The following is a 20,924-nucleotide window of genomic DNA, read 5'->3' as shown; positions in this document are numbered from 1 at the left end:
CTTACTTCAATAAATCAGCCTTAAAAGTTGGTTTATTTCTTTTTTTAGAAGCCTGCTCGTAAGCATAAGCTATGCCCAATAAAGCAGGTTCGGTGTATGCTGTACCAAAAAATGAAATACCCAGGGGTAGTTCATGTACAAATCCCATGGGTACGGTAATGTGTGGAAAACCAGCTACGGCGGCGGGTGTAGAGAATGAAAAGCCAGTATCGTAATCGCCATTAATCAGGTCGATGCAACAAGCTAAACCGTTTGTTACGCCACACACTGCATCTAATTGCTGTTCTTTCATAAGGTTACCAATCAATGTTCTGGAGCTTAACGATTTTGCCAGTGCATCTGTATACTCTTTGGTGTCAAGATTGCCCTTTGCCTGGCTGCTGATCAATGTTTCCTGTTTAAAATAGGGCATAGCCCTGCTTTCGTTTTGCAGGTTAAAATCTATCACATCCTGCAATGATTTCATTTTACAATTGGCTGTAGCAAGATAGCTGTTTACACCCTCCTTAAATTCATATTGCAACACAGTAAATTCTGCATCGCCCAGTTCAGCAATGCTTTTCAGTATTTCAACTTCCACCAGTATGGCACCTTGTTTTTCCATTAACGCCATGGCTTGCCGCAACAGGGTTACTACTTTTTCATTTCCTTTTAAATGCATTTTTTCAATGCCAATGCGTTTGCCTTTTAAACTGCCGGCATCTAAAAAACCTGTATAGTCTTTGTGGTACTTCCCCTCGCTTTGCATCGTAACAGCATCTTTGCTGTCAACCCCCGTTAATGCTCCTAATAAAATCGCTGCGTCCCTTACGGTACGTGCCATCGGGCCTGCAGTATCCTGTGTGGCCGAAATAGGGATAATACCTGAACGGCTCCATAAACCTACCGTAGGTTTTATACCAACCAAACCATTTACTGCAGCGGGCGAAACAATTGATCCATCGGTTTCTGTACCTATTGCAACGGCACAAAGGCTGGCTGCGGCAGCAGCGCCCGAGCCAGCGCTTGAACCTGAAGGATTGCGGTCTGTAATGTAAGGGCATTTGGTTTGGCCACCCCGGCTGCTCCAGCCACTGGTGCTTCTACTGCTGCGAAAATTGGCCCATTCACTCAAATTGGTTTTACCCAATAGCACAGCTCCTGCGGCTCTCAACTGCTCAACAATGAAGGCATCTTTTGCAGCAATATTTCCTGTCATGGCCAGGGCACCTGCTGTAGTCATCATTTTATCGCCTGTGTTAATATTGTCTTTTATCAAAACAGGAATGCCATGTAAAGGGCCTCTTATTTTACCGGCTTTTCTTTCCTTATCCATTGCCGCTGCAATTGCCAGCGCATCTTTATTTATTTCTATAACGGCATTGATTGTGGGACCAGCCTTATCAATTAAAGCAATGCGGTTTAAGTAAAGCTGTGTAATAGTAACTGAACTGGTTTGGCCGCTTTTCATTTTTTGTTGAAGTTCATCTATTGTAATTTCCTCCAGTTCAAACCTGCCCTGCTGATTGGTTGCGCTGTCTTTTAATGATTTTGTATTATCCAATGCCGTCAATCCTGCGGTGGTTAATGTCAATCCTGCCAGCGAACCAGTGCGTAAAAAAAGTCTTCTGTTCATAAAAAAATTATTTAGTTAAAATTAATTGTAAAACAGATACCCGCCATTTTTTGTTTGTTGATTTTTTTCTCATAGTAGCATAAATCACTGCGGTGGCAACATATTGCATCATTCAGTTGAACTTAAAATATAACCACATAAATAAGTACGTTTAGCTCAATTGCAGGCACACAAAAAAACCCCCTTAAAAAGGGGGCTCTTGTTATCCAAACAATCCATAAAAACAAAAGCTCTTGGTGTTAGGACACGAGTCTTGAAAATTAGAAAGTACAGAACAAAAAATTTAAAATCTCGGGCAGCGAACTGCTTCTTTACTGCTATTATCTTTATTAATATATTTTTGATAAGAAATACCTACTTCCAATCCACCCCTTCCCGAACTTGTGGCGGATAGTTTTGAAATATTGGCGTCGTAACTTACCGATATGGACAGTGGTTTCATTTCTATTTTTCCTACCGGAATAATTGCATCGTTCCAGCGTACAACTGCACCACCATGTAACAAATATTTTGGTGCATCTGCATCATCTAATTTAAACGTATACATTAAAGCTGCTACCATTTCCGTGTACGGGCCCTGTTTACTGTAATCGCCTTCAATGGTGATATATGAGTTTTCTGCAGTGCTTAATCTTACACCGCCTGAGTAAACCCACTTGGGTATCATCTCTAAACTGCTGTTGCCGTAAAATGAAATTTTAGCAGCCTTATTAAAATGATGATAAGCAGCGCCTGCATACATATTGTTGTCCGGATTACCTCCTAACTGCGCATTAAAACTTAAACCGGCAGTACCATCAAAATAAGTGTAGGCATTTTTATTGAACGTTTCTCCGTTAGCAAGGCCTTCATTGTAACTGTTACCATCAAACTGACTGTTGGTAGTAATTTTACTGCGGTCTAATCTACGTTGTACTATGCCACCCATAAATCCCAGGGAGAGGTATATATTTTTTTCCTCGCTTAAAGATTTGTGGTAATTTAATGCGGGTAATACATGTGTTGCCGTTAGTGCGATGTCACCTGCCTTATCATATAAAATTTGACCACCAACCGTAAGGTAATCTTCGCTTTTACCAACGGCTATTTTATATTCGCCATTTAATGAAACGGTCTGGTAAGGTACTGTTACGCTTTGCCATTGTGTTCTGTAAACGGATTGTAAACGAAGGTCGCCTGAAAAAAGCCCTGCCAGTGCCGGGTTACGCAAAAGTGGAGTTTCGAAAAATTGGGAAAAATGTATATCCTGCCCAGTCACCTGCAACGATGATAGCAGTATAAATATGCAACACAATATATTGTGTACATCATTTTTCATGGGTTCAGATTTTGGTTTCGAGGTTACTTTTATTATTTGTATAAACGAGTACCCGGTAACTTTGGTATGTTGACTGTAAATAAATTATACATAAGTTTTCCTACCTTGCTATATTTTTTTTAATTATAATATCCAACTTCAGCTTATAACTTTTATGCATTTGAAATAAAATATTCAGCCATTTTAAGTGTATATTATCTTTGTTGTTTGTCAACAAAAAACAAAAATTGTTTTATTGAATCAATGCTACATTGCCTTTATAATTGAGTATGGTATTGTTATCGCAAATAATATCAATTGTATAAACAAATACTTCCGGATTCAATTTTGCTCCTCTGAAAGTGCCATCCCAACCAGTCGAAGGGTCATTGGCATTGAAACTATTTTTTTCAAATACTATCTGGCCCCAGCGGTTAAAAATGCGGAAGTTTTTTATTTTAAACAGGCCTGATCCCCTGGGATAAAAAATATCATTGGCTCCATCTCCATTAGGCGAAAAAGTATTCGGTATAAAAACATTGCTGCCATCACAGGTTACAATAATATTCACTTTATCTTCTGCAGTGCAGCCGCCACCGTTAATTACTTTAACTGTATACTCTGTATTGGTAATGGGTTTAATGGTAATGCCGGGATAACTGCTGCGAAAAATTCCCGAAGTGGGCGACCACAATACCTGTGTAACATCAGCGGAAATAACCGGCAATAAATCAAACGATTTGCCTACGTTAATTCTTTGATCATTCCCTGCATTTACCACAGGGATTGGATATACTTTTATAAAAACATAGCCGGTATCTGTAAAGCAATTTTTATCATCCTTGCCAACTACCATGTAATTGGTGGTAGTATCTGGTGTTGCGCCGGGATTTGCTGCAAGAGGATTGTTAAGTCCTGCGGCAGGTGTCCAAACATAGTTGTTTGCTCCTGTGGCAAATAATTTTGCTGATTCTCCCCTGCACAGCGTATCACGGTTGCCGTAACTAATTTTGAACGGATATTTAACTATTACTTTTAAGGTACCACTGCCAGTACAACCATGTATGGAAGTACCTTTTATAATATAATTAATATTGCTGGCTGGTGTGGCCAAAGGGTTTGCACAGGTAGTGCAGCTGAGGCCTGTTGATGGGCTCCAGTTGTAAGTGCTGGCACCAGCAGCCTGTAAATTAATGCCATGGAGTTTACAAATAAATGTATCCTGCCCTGCGGTTACAGCTGGTATGCCGTACGCTTCAATAGTTTTGCTGATGGTATCTGTACATCCGCTGCTGTTGGTTGCCAGCAGTGCAATTGTGTATACTCCGGCTGTGTTATAATTTTCTGCAGCAGGATTTTGCAGCTTGGAAATATTATTGTTCGCAAAATCCCAATGCCAGCTAAGGGCAGACGTATCTGCCACAGTTACCATCCCTTTTGCTGTAATGGTTAACGGTGTGCAACCGTTGGCAGTAGTAGTAAAATTTATATGCGGTGATGCTACCACTTTTACCGGAACGGACGATATCATTGAATCGGTGCATCCATGTTCGGTGGTGATAACCAATTTTGGATAGTACAAACCTTTATTAATATATTGATGTACCGGATTGGTGTCTGTGCTGGCTGCTCCATCGCCCATTGTCCATTTGTAGCTGTTGATAATATCATTGCTAAAAGATGAATCAGTGAATGAAACCGTGCCTGAATTACAAAGTGCTGCGCTGTTAAACTTAAATCCGGCTTTTACTCCGGTTACTATAATGGTATCACGGCCCCTGATGGGTACCAGACAGCCATCATCATCTTTTAAAATCATTTTCGGAATATAAGTGCCTGCATAAGTGTATAAATGATTTGTTGTTGAATCGGTAGTATCAAAAGTAGCTCCATCGTTAAAATCCCATAAAATTGATATGGCATCAATAGTATTAGCTGTAAAATTACTTTTTACCTGGTTGCAGCCAATCACCGGGTCATAAGTAAAGGTTCCGCGTGGCCCTTTTATCAGAATTGATTTTTCCATTGTAGTGGTACATCCGCCAGGCCCTGCGGCGGTAAGGTTTACAAGGTAAGTTCCAGGATAACTATAAAAGTGAGTAGGGGCTTCGATTGTGGCTGAATTTCCATCACCGAAATCCCACATTGTTGAAATATAGTTACTTGATAAATTAGTGAACTGAACAATTAATGGCGGGCATGTACTCAGCGAATCGCTCATTAAAAAATTGACTTTTGGTGTTACTATATTTATAAAATTTGGTTTGCTTACTGAATCGGTACATCCATACTGGTCGGTTATATAAAGTGATACGGTAAAACTACCATTGCCTGCAAATGTATAAAATGGGCTTTGTACAGTGGACGTTCCACCATCTCCAAAAGCCCAGCGGTAGGTAAGGTTTGGTCCTGTTGACTGATTAACGAAATGTACTGGTTTAGTGGGACAGGTAAGGGTGTCGGCGGTAATAAATTTAGCCACAGGCTTTGAAATAATCAATGGAGTAGCAATGGTAAAACTATCTCTGCAACCAATGGAATCTGTAATCAGTAATTTTACCACATATGTGCCTACGCCAGCATAGGCATGTTGAAAGGGTGCGGTAGCAAGTGTTTCTGTATAACCATCTCCATATATCCAGGTAAAGTTTTTTATAGAATTTTGTCCATCGGTTACAGAAAGATTATTGAAAATAACCGGCGTGTTTAGGCAACTTCCGGTTACGGTTGAATTGAACTTTGCAGTAGGACCATTTACCCTGATATTCATGTTTTTTGTAAGGGTATCCGTGCAACCCAGAATGTTAGTAATAATTAAACGCACAGTGTAATTGCCCGCCGTACGATAAACATGCGTGGCAGTATTTGTTATACTATTCAGGTTTGTGCCATCTCCAAAATTCCAGTTAAAAGAACCAACATCAGATAAGCTTAAGCCGGTGGTAAAATTAATTTGGCCTCCTTTACAGATCGCACTGTCAGAAGTAGTAAAGGCGGCCTTTACCGCCACTATTTGTATTATTATCTTGGTGGTAAATTCACAACCGGTTGTATAATTTTTTACCATTAAACTGGTTTCAAAAAGACCGGTATGGGGATATTGATGTGTAACATTTTTTTGGGTAGAGGTAGTGCCATCTCCAAAATCCCAGTTCCATTCATCAGCACCGATAGAACGATCAGTAAATACGCGTTCGTATGGTTTTTTACAATCCATTGTTGATGTAAATTTTGCAATGGGTGCATTGACGTGTATGTAATCTTTAAACAAAATGCTGTCGGCACAGCCGTTGTTCCATACCATTAATTTTATGTCAAACTTTCCTGTATCTGAATATAAATGAGAGGGGTTTTGAACATTGGATGCATTATTATCACCAAAGAGCCATAACCATTTTGTTGCCTTGCCAATAGTAAGATCTTTAAAATCAACAGCCGTTTTTGCACAGGTAATTCTGGGTGAAGCAGTAAAATTGAGTACTGGTTTTGCGTCTGCAATAATACCACGGTTTACTATGGCTGTATCTGTACAACCACCTGCAGTAGTTACTATAACTGAAACAGCGTACACGCCTTCGTTAGAATAAATATGCGTGGGTGTAGCTTCCGTAGAACTGGTACCCTCTCCAAAATTCCATAAATAGCCTGTCACCGGGTCAACAGTATTGATAGTAGTAATGAATGTTTTTGTAAAAGGAATACAGCCACTATCCGGTAAATTGCCAAGGGATACCATTGGCTTTTGAATTTTTATAACATCTTTTTTTATGATGCTATCTGTACATCCGTTTGCGTTTGTAATAACTAATTGTACAGTAAATTTTCCTCTGCCAGTATAGGTATGTACCGGATTTTCATCGGTTGAAAATGTACTGTCGCCAAAACTCCACTTGTAGGCAACTGCACCTGCAGCCTGGCTGGTAAAACGCACTGCAAACGGAGTATTGCAGGAAACTGAGTCGGCTAAAGTAAAGGCTGCTAATGGCTTTGGGCTTACCGTAATTGTTTTTATTGCCGAGTCTGTACAACTGCCAAAATTAGCAATGAGTTTTACATCAAACGTTCCGGCATTTGTATATTTTTTTATTGGATTTATTGCTGAGGAAAAAGTGCCGTCACCAAAACTCCATTTGTTTGATACCGTTGCCTGGCTGGAAGTATTGGTGAACAAAAGGGCCTGCAAGGCACATACAGTATCGGCATTGGTAAAAGCAGCTTTCACTTTACTGATTACAATTTCATTGGCTTTTGTAATGGTATCGGTACATCCGCTGGCGTTGATCACAATTAAACTGACAGTGAAGATACCATAGTTTGAGTAAGTGTGTAAAGGGGTTAGCTGTGTTGAAACGGTGCCATCTCCAAAATCCCATTTGTAAGTAAGTGTACCTGTGCCTGCTGACAAATTTTTAAAATTGACGGGAACGGGAAAAGTACAATTGTCAGGAACATTGTTACTAAAATTAGCTTTTACCCCTGAGCTGATTTTTATAAATTGCGATTTTGAAAGTGTCGTTAAACAATTATTGCTGTTTCTTACCCGTAGCGTAACACTAAAATTACCTGATGAGTGATAAGTATGTGCTGGATTTTGCAGGCTGGATGAAAAGCCATCACCAAAATCCCACTGCCAGGTATTGATTACCCCCCCAACGGCAGTGCTTTGATCGGTAAATTGAACAGGTAATGGAAAGCAACCCGAAGTGATATTACTTTTAAACTGCACTTTTGGTTGTGCGTATACATTTATAAATTTAGTTTTTGTAATTGAATCTTCACCCAATCTGTTTTTTACTACTAACTTAATTGTGTATTGGCCGGGATTAAAATACGTAACCGAAGGATTTTGCAAAAATGAAATAGTACCATTGCCTAAATTCCACTTCCATTGCGTTGGTTGGTTAGTGGTAATGTCTTTAAAATGAACTACCAATGGAGCGCATGCACTGGTGGGTGTGGCAGTAAAATTTGCTACCAGTTGTGCTTGCAGGCTATAACTAATTATAGTTAATAATAACAGACAGCATGCCTTGGTTGCAGTTCTGGCTATCATAGGATTTTTACTTTTGGATGTTATCAGGAATAAGCCGCTGGTATTGATGCAGCCAACCTGTTAGATAACTCCAAAAAGATATAAAAATTGTGAAGTGGATTTTTAATATTACAAGAAGAAGAGGTTATGCAAAGGCCTCTCATCAACTACCGGTAAGGATACGAAACTATTGCAGGGGTACAATAACATTTAATTTAATACATCAGAGCCTTCTCATATAAAGTACTTTTGGGTCTGTGCTGTCCCAGGGCGCAAGCTGAAGCACCGGCACGCCTTTTTTTGTAAATTTCCATACCCGGTTAAAAAAAACAAATGTGGCAGGCACCGAAGGTGAGTTTAGATTGATCACCAGTTTACTGTAGTCACTGTTGCTAACCCAGGTACCGGTATAGGTCATGCCGTCTTTAGTACCCGTCATATTGCCATCGTAATAAGAAGTGGTTTTTGTTAAAATAAAATTATTACCACTGTATTTACTGGTAATATCTACACTGCTATCGGTTGCAAAGTCTACTACAAAAGTTCTGTTTAAAACATTGTCAGCAAAGTATTGTTCCAGTGCATGCTGGTCGCCGGTTGCCAACGCTAGTTTTTTACAGCCGCCCGATAAAATCAACAGCGAACAGCATGCAGCCATAAGAAAGCTGGTTAGATAAAATGAAGCAAGTCTTTTTTTACTTTTATATATCATAGATTCCGGTAAATTTTTTTGTAGCATAGTCAATAAAATATTTTGAATTCAATGGCTCACCAGTTATATTTTTACACAATTGTCCGGATGTGTACTGCCTTCCGTATTGATGAATATTTTGTCTCAGCCAGTTCAATATAGCCGTTGTATTTCCTTTGGCAATTTCCCTATTTACAGATTCATTTTCTTTTTCAATCGATGCATACAATTGGGCTGCAATTATACTGCCAACACTATAAGTTGCAAAATAACCAAAACTTCCATGGCTCCAGTGTATATCCTGTAAGCACCCTCTTTTGTCATCGGGTACTGTAACACCCAGATAGTTTTTATAATGCTCATTCCAATAAGCCGGAATGTCTTTGGCCGCAATGGTTCCATCAATCAACATTTTTTCAATTTCGTAACGTATCATCACATGAAAATGATAGGTCAGCTCATCCGCCTCAGTGCGTATTAATGACGGTTCCACTTTGTTGATGCCTTTGTAAAAGGTTTCTACCGTTAGGTTAGTACACTGCTGAGGAAAAAACGTTTTCAGTAACTTAAAATTGTGTTGCCAAAAAGGAAGGCCGCGGCCAATGGAGTTTTCCCACAAACGGCTCTGGCTTTCATGGATGCTGAGGCTGCAGTATTCGCTCAATGGCAGGCCGTATTCTTCTGTTGGTAAACCCTGCTCGTACAGGGCGTGCCCGCCTTCATGAATGCAGCTCCAGGTCATATTGCCAAAATCATTTTCATCTATCCGTGTTGTTACACGTACATCCTGGTTATTAAAACTGGTGGTAAAAGGATGCAGACTCAGGTCCTGCCGGCCGGCTTCAAAATCAAATCCAATCTGCTTCAGAATTTCAATACCAAATTTCCATTGAGCATCTTTATCAAAATGCTGATGCAAAAAAGAATTGTCTACCTGCGATTTGTTTTTTATTGATTCTATTAAGGATAATAACTGAGGTTTCAGGTTGGTAAAAATACCGTCTGCCGTAGCAACGGTAAGTCCCTTGTCATATTCGTTCATCAGGGCATTGTAGGGATGTTGTTCGTAGCCCAGCATATCGGATTCCTGTTTTTTTAATGCTATCAGCGCATGCAAAGGTTGCTGAAAACCTGCAAAGGAATTATCGTTTCGGGCCTTTACCCAGGCATGATAGGAGGCGTTCACCGCTTCACTCATCCGCCTTACAAAATCGCTGCTTAATTTTCTATTGCGGTTATAATCTTCCAGGCTTAACTGAACATTTATTTTTTCTTTGTCATTTAAATCTTCTTTGCTGCTTAATTCCTGCAGCAAAGCGCCCATGGCCTCCGTGGTAAATTGTTCATGTGCAATTTCACTAAGGGTTGCCAGTTGTCTTCCCCTGAAATCGTTGCCTTTGGGTGGCAGATAAGTTTCCTGGTCCCATTGTAAAACAGCGCTGGCGTATTTTACATCAGCTATTTTTTGCATCTTTGTTTTGTAGCTAGCATATAATTCAGTAGTACTCATCTTTTTAATTTTTTTTGAAATGAACATACAGGATATCACCTCTTTTTTAGAATCCATTGCACCTGCAAGTTTACAGGAAAGTTATGATAATGCCGGTTTATTAACTGGTAGTGCAAACTGGGAATGCACTGGCATCATCACTACATTGGATGCAACAGAGGCTGTGGTGCAGGAAGCAATTGAAAAAAACTGCAATCTTATTGTGGCCCATCATCCCATAATTTTTGGCGGATTAAAAAAAATAACCGGTAAAAATTATGTAGAGAAAACGATCATTGCGGCAATTAAAAATGACATTGCCATTTATGCCATTCATACCAATCTGGATAATATTTTAACTGGTGTAAATGGTAAAATGGCGCAGTTACTGGGGTTACTTAACCAACGGGTATTACAACCTAAAAAAGGCATTCTTAAAAAGCTAGTAACTTTTGTGCCTGCCGAACAGGCAATTAAAGTGAGGGATGCTTTGTTTGCTGCAGGTGCCGGGCAAATTGGCAATTACAGTGAATGTAGTTTTACAGTTGAAGGGGAAGGAACTTTCAAAGGTGGTGAGGGTACAGATCCCTTTGTAGGTACACCTGGATTAAGGCACATGAATACGGAACTGCGGCTGGAAATGATTTTTCCTGCCTGGATTGAAAATGAATTACTGAAAGCCCTGCTGGCAACCCATCCTTATGAAGAAGTTGCGTATGATATTTTTTTGCTGGAAAATAAATACCAGCAAACCGGCAGCGGGCTTATCGGCGAATTAACGGAAGCAATTTCTTCAACGGCTTTTTTGCAACAATTAAAAAATGTGTTTGGTTTAACCGTCATCCGGCATACGCCGTTGTTAGATAAAGCGGTTAAAAAAATAGCGCTTTGCGGTGGTGCCGGTAGCTTTCTTATTGGAGCTGCAATAGCTGCTGGTGCTGATTTTTATGTTACCGGGGATGTAAAATACCATGAATTTTTTGACGCCAACGACCAGCTTGTAATTGCAGATATTGGTCACTTTGAAAGCGAACAATACACAGTTAACCTGTTATTTGATATTTTGAGGGAAAAATTCCTTAACTTCGCCGTCCTAAAAACAGGGGTTAAAACCAACCCTGTTCACTACTTTGTTTAAAATAGATAAAAAATTGTAAGCAGATGGAGTGTAAAAAGGTAGCAAATTGAAAGCGTTCGGTATAGGAATTCAAAATAAGATTTCCCGTGATGTTGAAGTAGTTGCAGTGATGTTCAAACTTGCTAAAATACCGGTAACACAACTTTTAAAAATATAAATTTCAAACAATAATATGGCCGCAGTAAAAGATTTCTCCGTTGAAGAAAAATTAACATCGCTTGTTCGTTTACAAAAAGTGGATTGCAAGCTGGATGAAATTCAAATTTTGAAAGGTGAATTACCGATTGAGGTAAAAGACCTGGAAGATGAAATTGAAGGTTTGCATGCCCGCCAAACCCGCGTTGAAGAGGAAATTAATGGCATGCAGGAATTTATTAATCAGAAAAAAGAAGCCATTAAAGAAGCTGAAGCACTGGTTAAAAAATACGAAAAGCAAAGCGAAAACGTAAAGAATAACCGGGAGTTTGAAGCAATCAATAAAGAAGTTGAAATGCAGAGCCTGGAAGTGAAGCTATGTGAAAAACACATTAAAGATGCAACAGAAGAAATTGGTGAAAAAGCCAAGCAACTGGAGATAGCTAAAAAAGCCGTAGGTATCAAAGAAGGCAATTTAAGTGGCAAAAAAGGAGAGCTGGAAAAAATTATCGGCGAAACTGAAAAAGAAGAAAAACAGTATAACAAGCAGGCCATGGAAGCGAGAAGCCATGTGGATGAGCGCTTACTGCTAAGCTACGACCGCATTCGCAAAAATTACCGCAATGGTTTGGCCGTTGTCCCTGTAGAAAGAGACAGTTGTGGTGGTTGTTTTCATGCCATACCGCCCCAAAAGCAAAGTGAAATTAAATTACGTAAAAAAGTGATTGTTTGTGAAAACTGCGGACGTATTTTAGTGGATGTAGATTTAAATGACAGCATTGAAATAAAATAATCGGCCATACGGAATAAATAAAAAAGCACTTCAGTTACTGAGGTGCTTTTTTATTGGGCAGCCTTTTTTTAATTCATCAAAACAATTTTAGCAGCTAAAAAAAAACTAATTTGCTCCTTCAATTATGCTGCAAAAATTAAACATACAGAACTACGCAATTATAGATGTAATCGCCATTGATTTTAACGCAAGCCTGAATATTATTACGGGCGAAACCGGTGCTGGTAAAAGTATTTTAATGGGTGCCCTAAGCCTGATATTGGGCGAGCGTGCGGATAGTGCTATGTTGATGAATAAAGATAAAAAATGTGTGGTAGAGGGATTTTTTAAAGTAGCCGGCCGAAGAACCATCAGACAGTTTTTAAAAGGCAATGATCTGGATGAGGAAGAAGAAGTAGTAATACGAAGGGAGATAGCGGTAAATGGAAAATCCAGGGCTTTTATAAATGATACACCCGTTAACCTTGGCCAGTTGAAAGAATTAAGTTCTTTACTGGTAGACCTGCACCAGCAATTTGATACACTCGAACTGGGCGACAGCAATTTTCAGCGGGAAGTGCTGGATGCGCTGGCCGGTAACGGTAATTTACTGCAGGAGTATGCAGGCGTTTTTATAAAATACAGCAAAACAAAAAAGGAGTTGCAGCAACTGGTGCAACAACAGGCTGATTCCAATACAGCATTGGATTATAATCAATTTTTATTTGATGAACTGGAAGAAGCCGCTCTGAAAGAAAATGAACTGGAAGAACTGGATGCGGAACTGAAATTATTGAGCAATGCCGAAAATGTAAAACAGCAGTTAAGCGCTATTTATTTTGAATTAAAAGACAGCGAGCAACCCATAACGCAACAGGTAAAATCGCTCAGCAATAAACTGCTTACAATACAGCAATACCATTCCTCAATAAATGACCTTAGCAGGCGTTTGCAGGGTGTACAGGCAGAATTGCAGGATATTGGCGATGAACTGGAAACCATCGACAACGGTATACATTACAGCCCCGGCAGAATACAAGAGGTGAATGATAAAATTTCGTTGGGCTACAAATTATTGAAAAAGCACAGCGTGCATACCACCTCCGAATTATTAAATATTAAAGATACCCTGCAACAGAAACTGAATGATATCTTAAACATCGGTGAAGCCATTACGGCAAAAGAGCAGGCCACGAAACAATTACTGTTACAATGCGAACAACTGGCAGCAACCATTACAGCCAACCGCAATAAAGTCATAACGCCTTTTACAGAAAAAGTAAACAGTTTGCTGGTGCAGGTGGGTATGCCCAATGCAGTAATAAAAGTATTGCTGCAAAAAGTGCCTTTAAACACAGACGGGGCAGATACCATTGAATTTTTATTTGATGCCAATAAAAGCGGTCGCTTTGAACCATTGCGCAAAGTAGCCAGTGGAGGAGAGTTAAGCAGGTTAATGCTGTGTATAAAATCGCTGGTGGCTAAAAAATTACAACTGCCCACATTGATATTTGATGAAATTGATACCGGTATCAGCGGTGAAGCGGCCAAACAGGTAGGTATGATTATGAAAGATTTATCTGCCGGCCACCAGTTAATCGCCATTACCCACCAGCCACAGATTGCTGCCAAAGCCAATGCCCATTATTATGTGTACAAAAGTACCAAGGGTGATAAAATTAATACCGCTATCCGCCTGCTAAATACCGATGAACGGGTTATAGCCATTGCACAAATGCTGAGCGGCGAAAAGCCTACTGCTGCTGCATTGGAGAATGCCAGAGAGATGGTTGGGAATTAATAATTAATAATTACACTGACAGGTTATTCACCTCCTCAGGTGCTTGAGAAAGCAATAGAAAAATAATGCTGATATAGATCTTTCAATTGAAAACATCTGCAATCATCAAAAAATTAGCCATCAGCAATTAATACACAGAGAAGATTTTTTCTTTAAACCATACAAACCTTATTTTTACCTTTCAAATTAAAATCAGCTATGTCTTACAATTTACTTAAAGGAAAAAAGGGAATTATATTTGGAGCCCTTGATGAAAAATCTATTGCCTGGAAAACAGCCCTGCGCTGCCACGAAGAAGGAGCCGAACTGTTATTAACCAATGCTCCGGTAGCCATGCGGATGGGGGAGATCAATAAATTAGCTGAACTGGTTAATGCACCGGTAATTCCGTGTGATGTTACCAGCAACGAAGATGTAAAGAACCTGATTATAAAGGCAAAAGAACATTTTGGTGGTGGCGTTGATTTTATTTTACATTCCATTGGTATGAGTGTAAACATGCGCAAAGGAAAATCGTATACCGAAATTGATTATGGCTTTAACGCTAAAACCCTTGATATATCAGCCACCAGTTTGCACAGGGTGCTGGCAGTTGCCATGAAGGAAAATGCCATCAACGAATGGGGCAGCGTAGTAGCACTTACTTACATCGCCGCCCAGCGGGTGTTTCCCAACTACAACGAAATGGCCGACGCCAAATCTTTATTGGAAAGTGTAGCCCGTAGTTTTGGCTATTACTATGCTGTTGATAAAAAGGTTAGGATAAACACCATCTCACAATCACCGGTACGTACCACTGCGGGTAGCGGTGTAAAGGGTTTTGAAGGGTTTATAAACTATGCCGAAAAAATGAGTCCGCTGGGCAATGCCAGTGCTGAAGATTGTGCCAATTACTGCATAACCTTATTCAGCGATTTAACAAAGATGGTTACCATGCAAAATCTTTTTCATGATGGCGGTTTTTCCAGTACCGGTGTTTCTGAACAAGTCATTGAGATGATGGAGAAATAAATTTGGTCCGGGCTGTTGTTTTTCAATTTTACATTGTTGCGTCGCTCTCTTGTACCGCATACCATTGTGAAGCACGGTATAGTAATTGTTACTTGTGAATAAAAGAAATAAGCACTGAATTTCCTTCGGTTAATCTTACTACAAAAGCCACTAACAAAAGTTAGTGGCTTTATAGTGCAACGATATATTAAATGGCTTCTTTAAAAGAAAACCAAAGGATTAATTAATATTCATCTTCATTAAAAAAGAAATCTTCCTGGCTTGGATAATCCGGCCAGATATCTTCCAGCCCCTCATAAATTTCACCTTCATCATCCAGCTCCTGCAGGTTCTCAATTACTTCAATAGGCGCACCACTGCGAATACCAAAATCTATCAGTTCATCTTTTGTTGCCGGCCATGGAGCATCTTCTAAATGAGAGGCCAATTCTAGTGTCCAAAACATTGTTTAAATTGGTTTATTTTTTGCAAATGTAAAAGTTTGGTGGAATTAAACAAATGTGTTTTTAAAACCTTGCTCTTATTTTTTATTTTAAATGGCTAAATACTATGATTAAAATCCCGTAAATTATTAATTATTAGTTACTTTAGCCAGATGCTGACAGCAACAAATATTATTAAAAACTATGGCAGTCTGCCGGTTTTACGGGGTGTTGATATCAATATTCAAAAAGCAGAAATTGTAAGTATTGTAGGGTCATCTGGTGCCGGTAAAAGCACGCTGCTACACATTCTTGGTACTTTGGATACCGCAGATAAAGGATCTGTTTTATTGGCCGGGGAAAGAATAGAAGCACTTGCCGGCAAAAAATTAGCTGCTTTTCGCAATAAAAATATCGGCTTTGTTTTTCAGTTTCACCATTTATTACCCGAGTTTACCGCCCTGGAAAATGTATGTATTCCCGGTTGGATTGCGGGCAGAAAAAAAAAGGAAATCAGGGAAAAAGCGATCAATTTGTTAACAACTTTAGGACTTTCTGACCGGATAGACAACAAACCACAGCAACTTTCTGGCGGCGAACAGCAAAGGGTAGCAGTGGCGAGAGCACTTATTAATGACCCTTTAATCGTAATGGCGGATGAGCCAACCGGAAACTTAGATAGTTCCAATGCCAAAGAATTACACAAACTTTTTATTGATTTACGGGACCAGTTTAAGCAAACCTTTTTAATTGTAACCCATAACGAAGAACTGGCTCAAATGAGCGACCGCATTTTGCACATGAAAGATGGGATTATAATCAATAATTAATAATGAAGAGTAAAACAGGGTTTGTTAATTAAAAATATTTTTTTAATCAGCCATTAAAAAATTTTCTCTTAAATCCTCGGTTTCCAGGCTACTTCCTGTACCTGTAATAAATGGGCGATGTATCTTGATAAAACAAACAGATAATCACTTAAACGATTGACGTATTTTATCACCAGCGGTTCTACAAACAGTTCATGTTGCTGCATGTTTACACACAATCTTTCGGCACGTCTGCAAATGCAGCGGGCCACATGCGTTGTAGAAACAGCTACATGGCCACCGGGTAAAATAAAATGCTTCATGGGCGGAAGCACTTCATTCATCCTGTCTATTTCATTCTCCAGTAATAATACATCAGCCTCTTTAAGGTCAGGTATTTTCATCAACGGTTCTTTGTCAGGATCGCAGGCCAGCGAAGAACCAACGGTAAATAGTCGGTCCTGAATTTCTTTTAAAATAATTTTGGAAGGTACATCTTCAATAAGGTCATTCACCAGCCCGATGTATGAATTTAACTCATCCATCGTACCATAAGTTTCTATGCGCAAATGATTTTTGGGCACTTTCGTTCCGCCAATCAGGCTAGTTTTACCCAGGTCGCCAGTTTTGGTATAAATCTTTACTGACATAATTTTTTTAATTATAATAATGGATGGGGAACAAAAAAAAGAAGAAATAGTTTATAAAAATACAGCCGGCTAAGCAGGTTGGATAATTACTGAAGGATTGGCATTGATACTGTCTGTTTCAATAACACCATCGCGTAAGCGTATTACCCGGTGGGCAAACGCGGCAATATCTTCTTCATGTGTAACCAGCACAACGGTATTGCCATCGGTATGTATCTTACCCAGGATATCCATTATTTCATGCGATGTTTTAGAGTCAAGGTTACCGGTTGGTTCATCTGCCAGAATAATGGCAGGATCATTTATTAAAGCCCTGGCAATGGCAACTCTTTGACATTGGCCACCACTTAATTCATTTGGTTTATGGTGGCTTCTGTCATCCAGTTTTACCTTATGTAAAACTTCCAGTGCCCTTTCCATTCTTTCTTTTTTTGCAATGCCACTGTAAATAAGTGGCAACGCTACATTTTCGGCTGCGGTTAACCTTGGCAGCAAATTAAACTGCTGAAATACAAAACCAATTTCTTTATTGCGTATTTCAGCCAGGTCGTCATCAATCATCCGGCTTACATCATGGCCGTTTAAAATATAGCGTCCCTTTGTAGTTGTATCAAGGCAGCCTAAAATATTCATCAGGGTAGATTTTCCTGAACCACTGGGCCCCATTAAAGCAACAAATTCATTTTTCAAAATATCAATATTGATGCCTTTAAGTACCTCTAGTTCCTGCTTGCCTAAATAATAACTTTTGCAAATATCTTCCAGATGAATAATTCCCTGCATGGTGGTATTGTTTAATGATTTTGTAAATAATTATTTGGTAAAAGTTACCAGAGTTAGGGATTAAGCGATACAAACAAAAGTATTGGTCAGCCAAATAGCGGCTATTTCTTTATAACTTTTGGAACCTTAAAAAATTGATTGTCGTGTACTGGTGCATTTTTTAACCCTTGTTCCCTGCAGATGCTTCCTTTAACTTTATCCTGCCTCAATACGTTTACATTATCGCTCATATGCAACAGGGGCAACACTCCTGTGGTATCCAGTTCATTCAGTTTTTCTACAAAAGCAATCATTTTCTGTAAGTCTGTTTTAATCGCTGCTTTTTCAACAGTATTAAACTGAAGTCTTGCAAGGTGTGCAATTTTATCTACCAGGGTATCATTTACTTCCATCAGGTAAAAATAATGGATTAGGCTGACAGACCTGTCGAATTTATATGAATGGCAGTTAATTTTTCCTGCCAAGTAATGGCAGATGACTATTGAGTTTTATTATCTTTGTCGTCCTTTATGAATAAAAAAAAAGAAATTGTAATGAGTGGCATCCGGCCTACCGGATTTTTACACCTTGGAAATTATTTTGGTGCCATACGCAATTATGTAAAAATGCAGGAAGAGTATGATTGTTATTTTATGGTGGCCGACCTGCATTCGCTTACCACCCATCCTGATACAAAACAGTTGAAAGACAATGTACACAGGGTATTGGCAGAAAATATTGCCTGTGGACTGAACCCTGATAAAGTAGCCTTGTATTGCCAGAGCCAGGTAAAAGAAACATCAGAATTGTACTTGTATCTGAACATGCTTGCTTACACTGGTGAACTTGAAAAAACAGTTACCTTTAAAGATAAGGTGCGTCAGAGCCCTGATAATATTAATGCCGGATTGCTGACTTATCCCGTACTGATGGCCGCGGACATTCTTTTGCACCGGGCTAAATATGTGCCTGTTGGTAAAGACCAGGAACAGCATCTTGAAATGGCAAGAACCTATGTTAACCGGTTTAATCACCGGTATGGAGAAGTTTTTCCTGAGCCGTTTGCATTTAATTATAATCAGGAATTAGTAAAAGTTCCCAGCCTTGATGGAACAGGAAAAATGAGTAAAAGTGAAAATCAGATGGCTACGTTGTTTTTGGCTGATGAAGATGATATGATTCGAAAAAAAGTAATGAAAACTAAAACAGACGAAGGCCCGAAAGAAATGAATTCGCCCAAGCCGGGCTACATAGAAAATGTTTTTAGTTTAATGAAACTGGTAAGTACAGAAGAAGTTATTTCAAAATTTGAAGCTGATTATAACAATTGTACTATCCGGTATGGAGATATGAAAAAGCAGCTGGCAGAAGATATGGTACAATTTATTGCTCCTGTCCGGATCAAAATAAAAGAGATTTTAAATGATGAAAAGTACCTGAAAGAGGTGATGGAAAAGGGAGCTGCTAAAGCGGGTGTCAGCGCAAAGGCAACCATGCAGTTGGTAAGAGAAGCAATTGGGTTAAATTATTAATACCAGGCTGCCAACAGGTTTTAGATTTTGAATTTTTTATAGTCCAAAGTTTCCTACATTCACTTCTTTATAGAGTTTTCAGCAATAATTTTATCATCTTTAAATCACCCATCGGGGATAGGGCAACATGGCCAAATCAAAAAAACCAAAACATATTGCAGTAGCCGGAAATATCGGTGCCGGGAAAACTACTTTAACAGAAATGTTAAGCAAACATTACAAATGGATACCCCAGTTTGAGGATGTGGATCACAACCCTTACCTGAATGATTTTTATGAAGATATGCCCCGGTGGAGTTTTAACCTGCAGGTGTTTTTTTTAAATAGCCGGCTAAAGCAGTTGCTGGAAATTCAACATGGTTCTGAAACAGTTATACAGGATAGAACCATATATGAAGATGCCAACATTTTTGCTCCCAATCTGCACGATATGGGGCTGATGGGCAAACGGGATTACGATAATTACTACCAGTTTTTTGAAACCCTTAAATCGATGGTACAACCGCCAGACCTGCTTATTTATTTAAGGGCATCTGTACCAACTTTGGTAGCGCAAATTCAAAAAAGAGGCCGGGAATATGAGGAAAATATCAGGTTGGATTATTTAAAAAAATTAAATGATTATTACAACAGTTTTATTGACAGTTATAAAGAAGGCCCGTTATTAATCATTGATGCGGATAAAAATAAATTTGCAGAAAATGAAGAGCACCTGGGTCAAATTATATCCAGCATTGATTCAAAATTATTCGGGCTTTTTTAAACGGCTGATGTGGGACGTCGCATTTCTGATGCCGGGTATTTTTAAATAAATAAAAATTTAAAAGTCAGCGATCAGCCATTTAGTCTATCAGTTGATTTTTCATAGCAAAAAAAGCGAGGCCTACAGAGTTTTTAACGCCAAAGCGCTCCATCATTCTGTCTTTGATCGCTTCTACGGTTCTAGAACTTATGTCCATTTTTAGAGCAATTTCTGCTGCGGTAAATTCTAGGCAAACCAAGGTAAGTACTTCTTTTTCTCTGTCAGTAACAACAATTTCAGTAGTCAGGGTGGGATTGAATTTCTGCCGGCTGTAATTTTTTTTAACCAGTACTTTATTTACAAACGGATTTAGGTAAAAGCCCGTTTTCATAACTTCCAGAATAGCTTTTTTTATTTCAGACGGGTCGGTACTTTTTAGTAAATAACCTGCTGCACCGCAATCCATCAGGTGGCCTACAAAACGTTCGTCTTCATACATCGTTAAAATAATAACTCTAATATGGGGATAGTCTTTAGTGATTTGCTTAGTGGTATCAATGCCATCTTTTACGGGCATTTTTAAATCGCACAATACAACATCAGGGGCTGCCTCTGCAAGGTTTGCTAAAAGTTCTTCACCATTGTTTGCTTCCAGTACAAATTTAAATTCCGTGTAGGAACGCATTGAAAGGATAACTCCTTTTCTGAAAATCTGGTGATCATCGGCTATTGCAACTTTAATTGGATCCATAAAAACAGGTTAGTCAAATCTATGAAAATATTTATTTTTTTTAAATCAGAATAGCAGCAACGGTAATAACGGGTTTAGCATGTTTCTATAAAAACAACTCTTTAGTAAGTTGAATCTTTAGGTATTTCTAATGTTACTTTAAAATAAGTATGACTTGGATCTATTTCAAAAAAAATCCGGCCGTTCAATACTTTTATGCGACTGGCAATATTTTTTAAACCCAGTCCTGTAGAAACGTGGTTTAGCCTGTCAAATTCTGTTTGCACTATGCCCTG

Annotated in this window: 17 protein-coding genes; 7 read left to right on the top strand and 10 right to left on the bottom strand. The window is 39.0% G+C overall.

Translation table 11 applies throughout. The features are described 5' to 3' along the window. Position 1: 1 nt before the first annotated feature. The 5 genes from H7254_RS11855 to H7254_RS11835 form a co-directional block, all read right to left on the bottom strand. On the bottom strand, positions 2-1,615 hold the full coding sequence (locus H7254_RS11855) for an amidase (RefSeq protein ID WP_301933163.1): 1,614 nt from the start codon (positions 1,613-1,615) through the stop codon (positions 2-4). A gap of 283 nt (positions 1,616-1,898) precedes the next feature. Beyond that, positions 1,899-2,933, bottom strand: a complete 1,035-nt coding sequence (locus tag H7254_RS11850; protein ID WP_301933162.1) for a PorP/SprF family type IX secretion system membrane protein — start codon at positions 2,931-2,933, stop codon at positions 1,899-1,901. Positions 2,934-3,165: 232 nt separating this feature from the next. Next, positions 3,166-7,965, bottom strand: a complete 4,800-nt coding sequence (locus tag H7254_RS11845; RefSeq protein ID WP_301933161.1) for a PKD domain-containing protein — start codon at positions 7,963-7,965, stop codon at positions 3,166-3,168. Between the two features lie 202 nt (positions 7,966-8,167). After that, positions 8,168-8,602, bottom strand: coding sequence for a hypothetical protein (locus H7254_RS11840; protein WP_301933160.1), 435 nt, complete (start codon positions 8,600-8,602; stop codon positions 8,168-8,170). Positions 8,603-8,645: 43 nt separating this feature from the next. Next, positions 8,646-10,106: a carboxypeptidase M32 gene (locus H7254_RS11835; protein WP_301933159.1), complete on the bottom strand. Its 1,461-nt coding sequence runs from the start codon at positions 10,104-10,106 to the stop codon at positions 8,646-8,648. Positions 10,107-10,164: 58 nt separating this feature from the next. Here H7254_RS11835 and H7254_RS11830 point away from each other — a divergent pair, with 58 nt between their 5' ends. From H7254_RS11830 to H7254_RS11815, 4 genes are all read left to right on the top strand, one after another. Next, complete coding sequence (locus H7254_RS11830; protein WP_301933158.1) at positions 10,165-11,262, top strand: Nif3-like dinuclear metal center hexameric protein; 1,098 nt, start codon at positions 10,165-10,167, stop codon at positions 11,260-11,262. Positions 11,263-11,434: 172 nt separating this feature from the next. Next, positions 11,435-12,190: a zinc ribbon domain-containing protein gene (locus H7254_RS11825; protein WP_301923034.1), complete on the top strand. Its 756-nt coding sequence runs from the start codon at positions 11,435-11,437 to the stop codon at positions 12,188-12,190. A gap of 124 nt (positions 12,191-12,314) precedes the next feature. Then, complete coding sequence (recN, locus tag H7254_RS11820; RefSeq protein ID WP_301933157.1) at positions 12,315-13,970, top strand: DNA repair protein RecN; 1,656 nt, start codon at positions 12,315-12,317, stop codon at positions 13,968-13,970. 198 nt (positions 13,971-14,168) lie between these two features. Further along, complete coding sequence (locus H7254_RS11815) at positions 14,169-14,981, top strand: enoyl-ACP reductase (protein WP_301923036.1); 813 nt, start codon at positions 14,169-14,171, stop codon at positions 14,979-14,981. Between the two features lie 223 nt (positions 14,982-15,204). On the opposite strand, the gene H7254_RS11810 is transcribed toward H7254_RS11815, so the two are convergent. Continuing rightward, entirely contained in the window at positions 15,205-15,426 is a 222-nt protein-coding gene (locus tag H7254_RS11810) for a DUF2795 domain-containing protein (protein ID WP_301923037.1), read from the bottom strand. Between the two features lie 150 nt (positions 15,427-15,576). On the opposite strand from H7254_RS11810, the gene H7254_RS11805 reads away from it, so the two are divergent. Next, positions 15,577-16,233: an ABC transporter ATP-binding protein gene (locus tag H7254_RS11805; protein WP_301933156.1), complete on the top strand. Its 657-nt coding sequence runs from the start codon at positions 15,577-15,579 to the stop codon at positions 16,231-16,233. A 68-nt stretch (positions 16,234-16,301) separates the two neighbouring features. On the opposite strand, the gene H7254_RS11800 is transcribed toward H7254_RS11805, so the two are convergent. The 3 genes from H7254_RS11800 to gatC form a co-directional block, all read right to left on the bottom strand. After that, complete coding sequence (locus H7254_RS11800) at positions 16,302-16,862, bottom strand: cob(I)yrinic acid a,c-diamide adenosyltransferase (RefSeq protein ID WP_301923039.1); 561 nt, start codon at positions 16,860-16,862, stop codon at positions 16,302-16,304. 69 nt (positions 16,863-16,931) lie between these two features. After that, positions 16,932-17,645: an ABC transporter ATP-binding protein gene (locus tag H7254_RS11795; protein ID WP_301933155.1), complete on the bottom strand. Its 714-nt coding sequence runs from the start codon at positions 17,643-17,645 to the stop codon at positions 16,932-16,934. A gap of 101 nt (positions 17,646-17,746) precedes the next feature. Next, on the bottom strand, positions 17,747-18,037 hold the full coding sequence (gene gatC / locus H7254_RS11790) for an Asp-tRNA(Asn)/Glu-tRNA(Gln) amidotransferase subunit GatC (protein WP_301933154.1): 291 nt from the start codon (positions 18,035-18,037) through the stop codon (positions 17,747-17,749). A gap of 117 nt (positions 18,038-18,154) precedes the next feature. On the opposite strand from gatC, the gene trpS reads away from it, so the two are divergent. Both trpS and H7254_RS11780 read left to right on the top strand, forming a co-directional pair. Further along, entirely contained in the window at positions 18,155-19,156 is a 1,002-nt protein-coding gene (trpS, locus tag H7254_RS11785; RefSeq protein ID WP_301933153.1) for a tryptophan--tRNA ligase, read from the top strand. Positions 19,157-19,283: 127 nt separating this feature from the next. Continuing rightward, on the top strand, positions 19,284-19,919 hold the full coding sequence (locus H7254_RS11780) for a deoxynucleoside kinase (RefSeq protein WP_301921995.1): 636 nt from the start codon (positions 19,284-19,286) through the stop codon (positions 19,917-19,919). A gap of 79 nt (positions 19,920-19,998) precedes the next feature. On the opposite strand, the gene H7254_RS11775 is transcribed toward H7254_RS11780, so the two are convergent. Continuing rightward, positions 19,999-20,649 carry a response regulator transcription factor gene (locus H7254_RS11775; protein ID WP_301933152.1) on the bottom strand — a complete coding sequence of 217 codons (651 nt, stop codon included), beginning with the start codon at positions 20,647-20,649 and terminating at the stop codon, positions 19,999-20,001. Positions 20,650-20,924 lie beyond the last annotated feature (275 nt).

It is taken from the genome of Ferruginibacter sp., from assembly GCF_014377975.1.
GTDB lineage: Bacteria > Bacteroidota > Bacteroidia > Chitinophagales > Chitinophagaceae > Ferruginibacter.
This window is presented reverse-complemented; position numbering and strand designations above follow the sequence as displayed.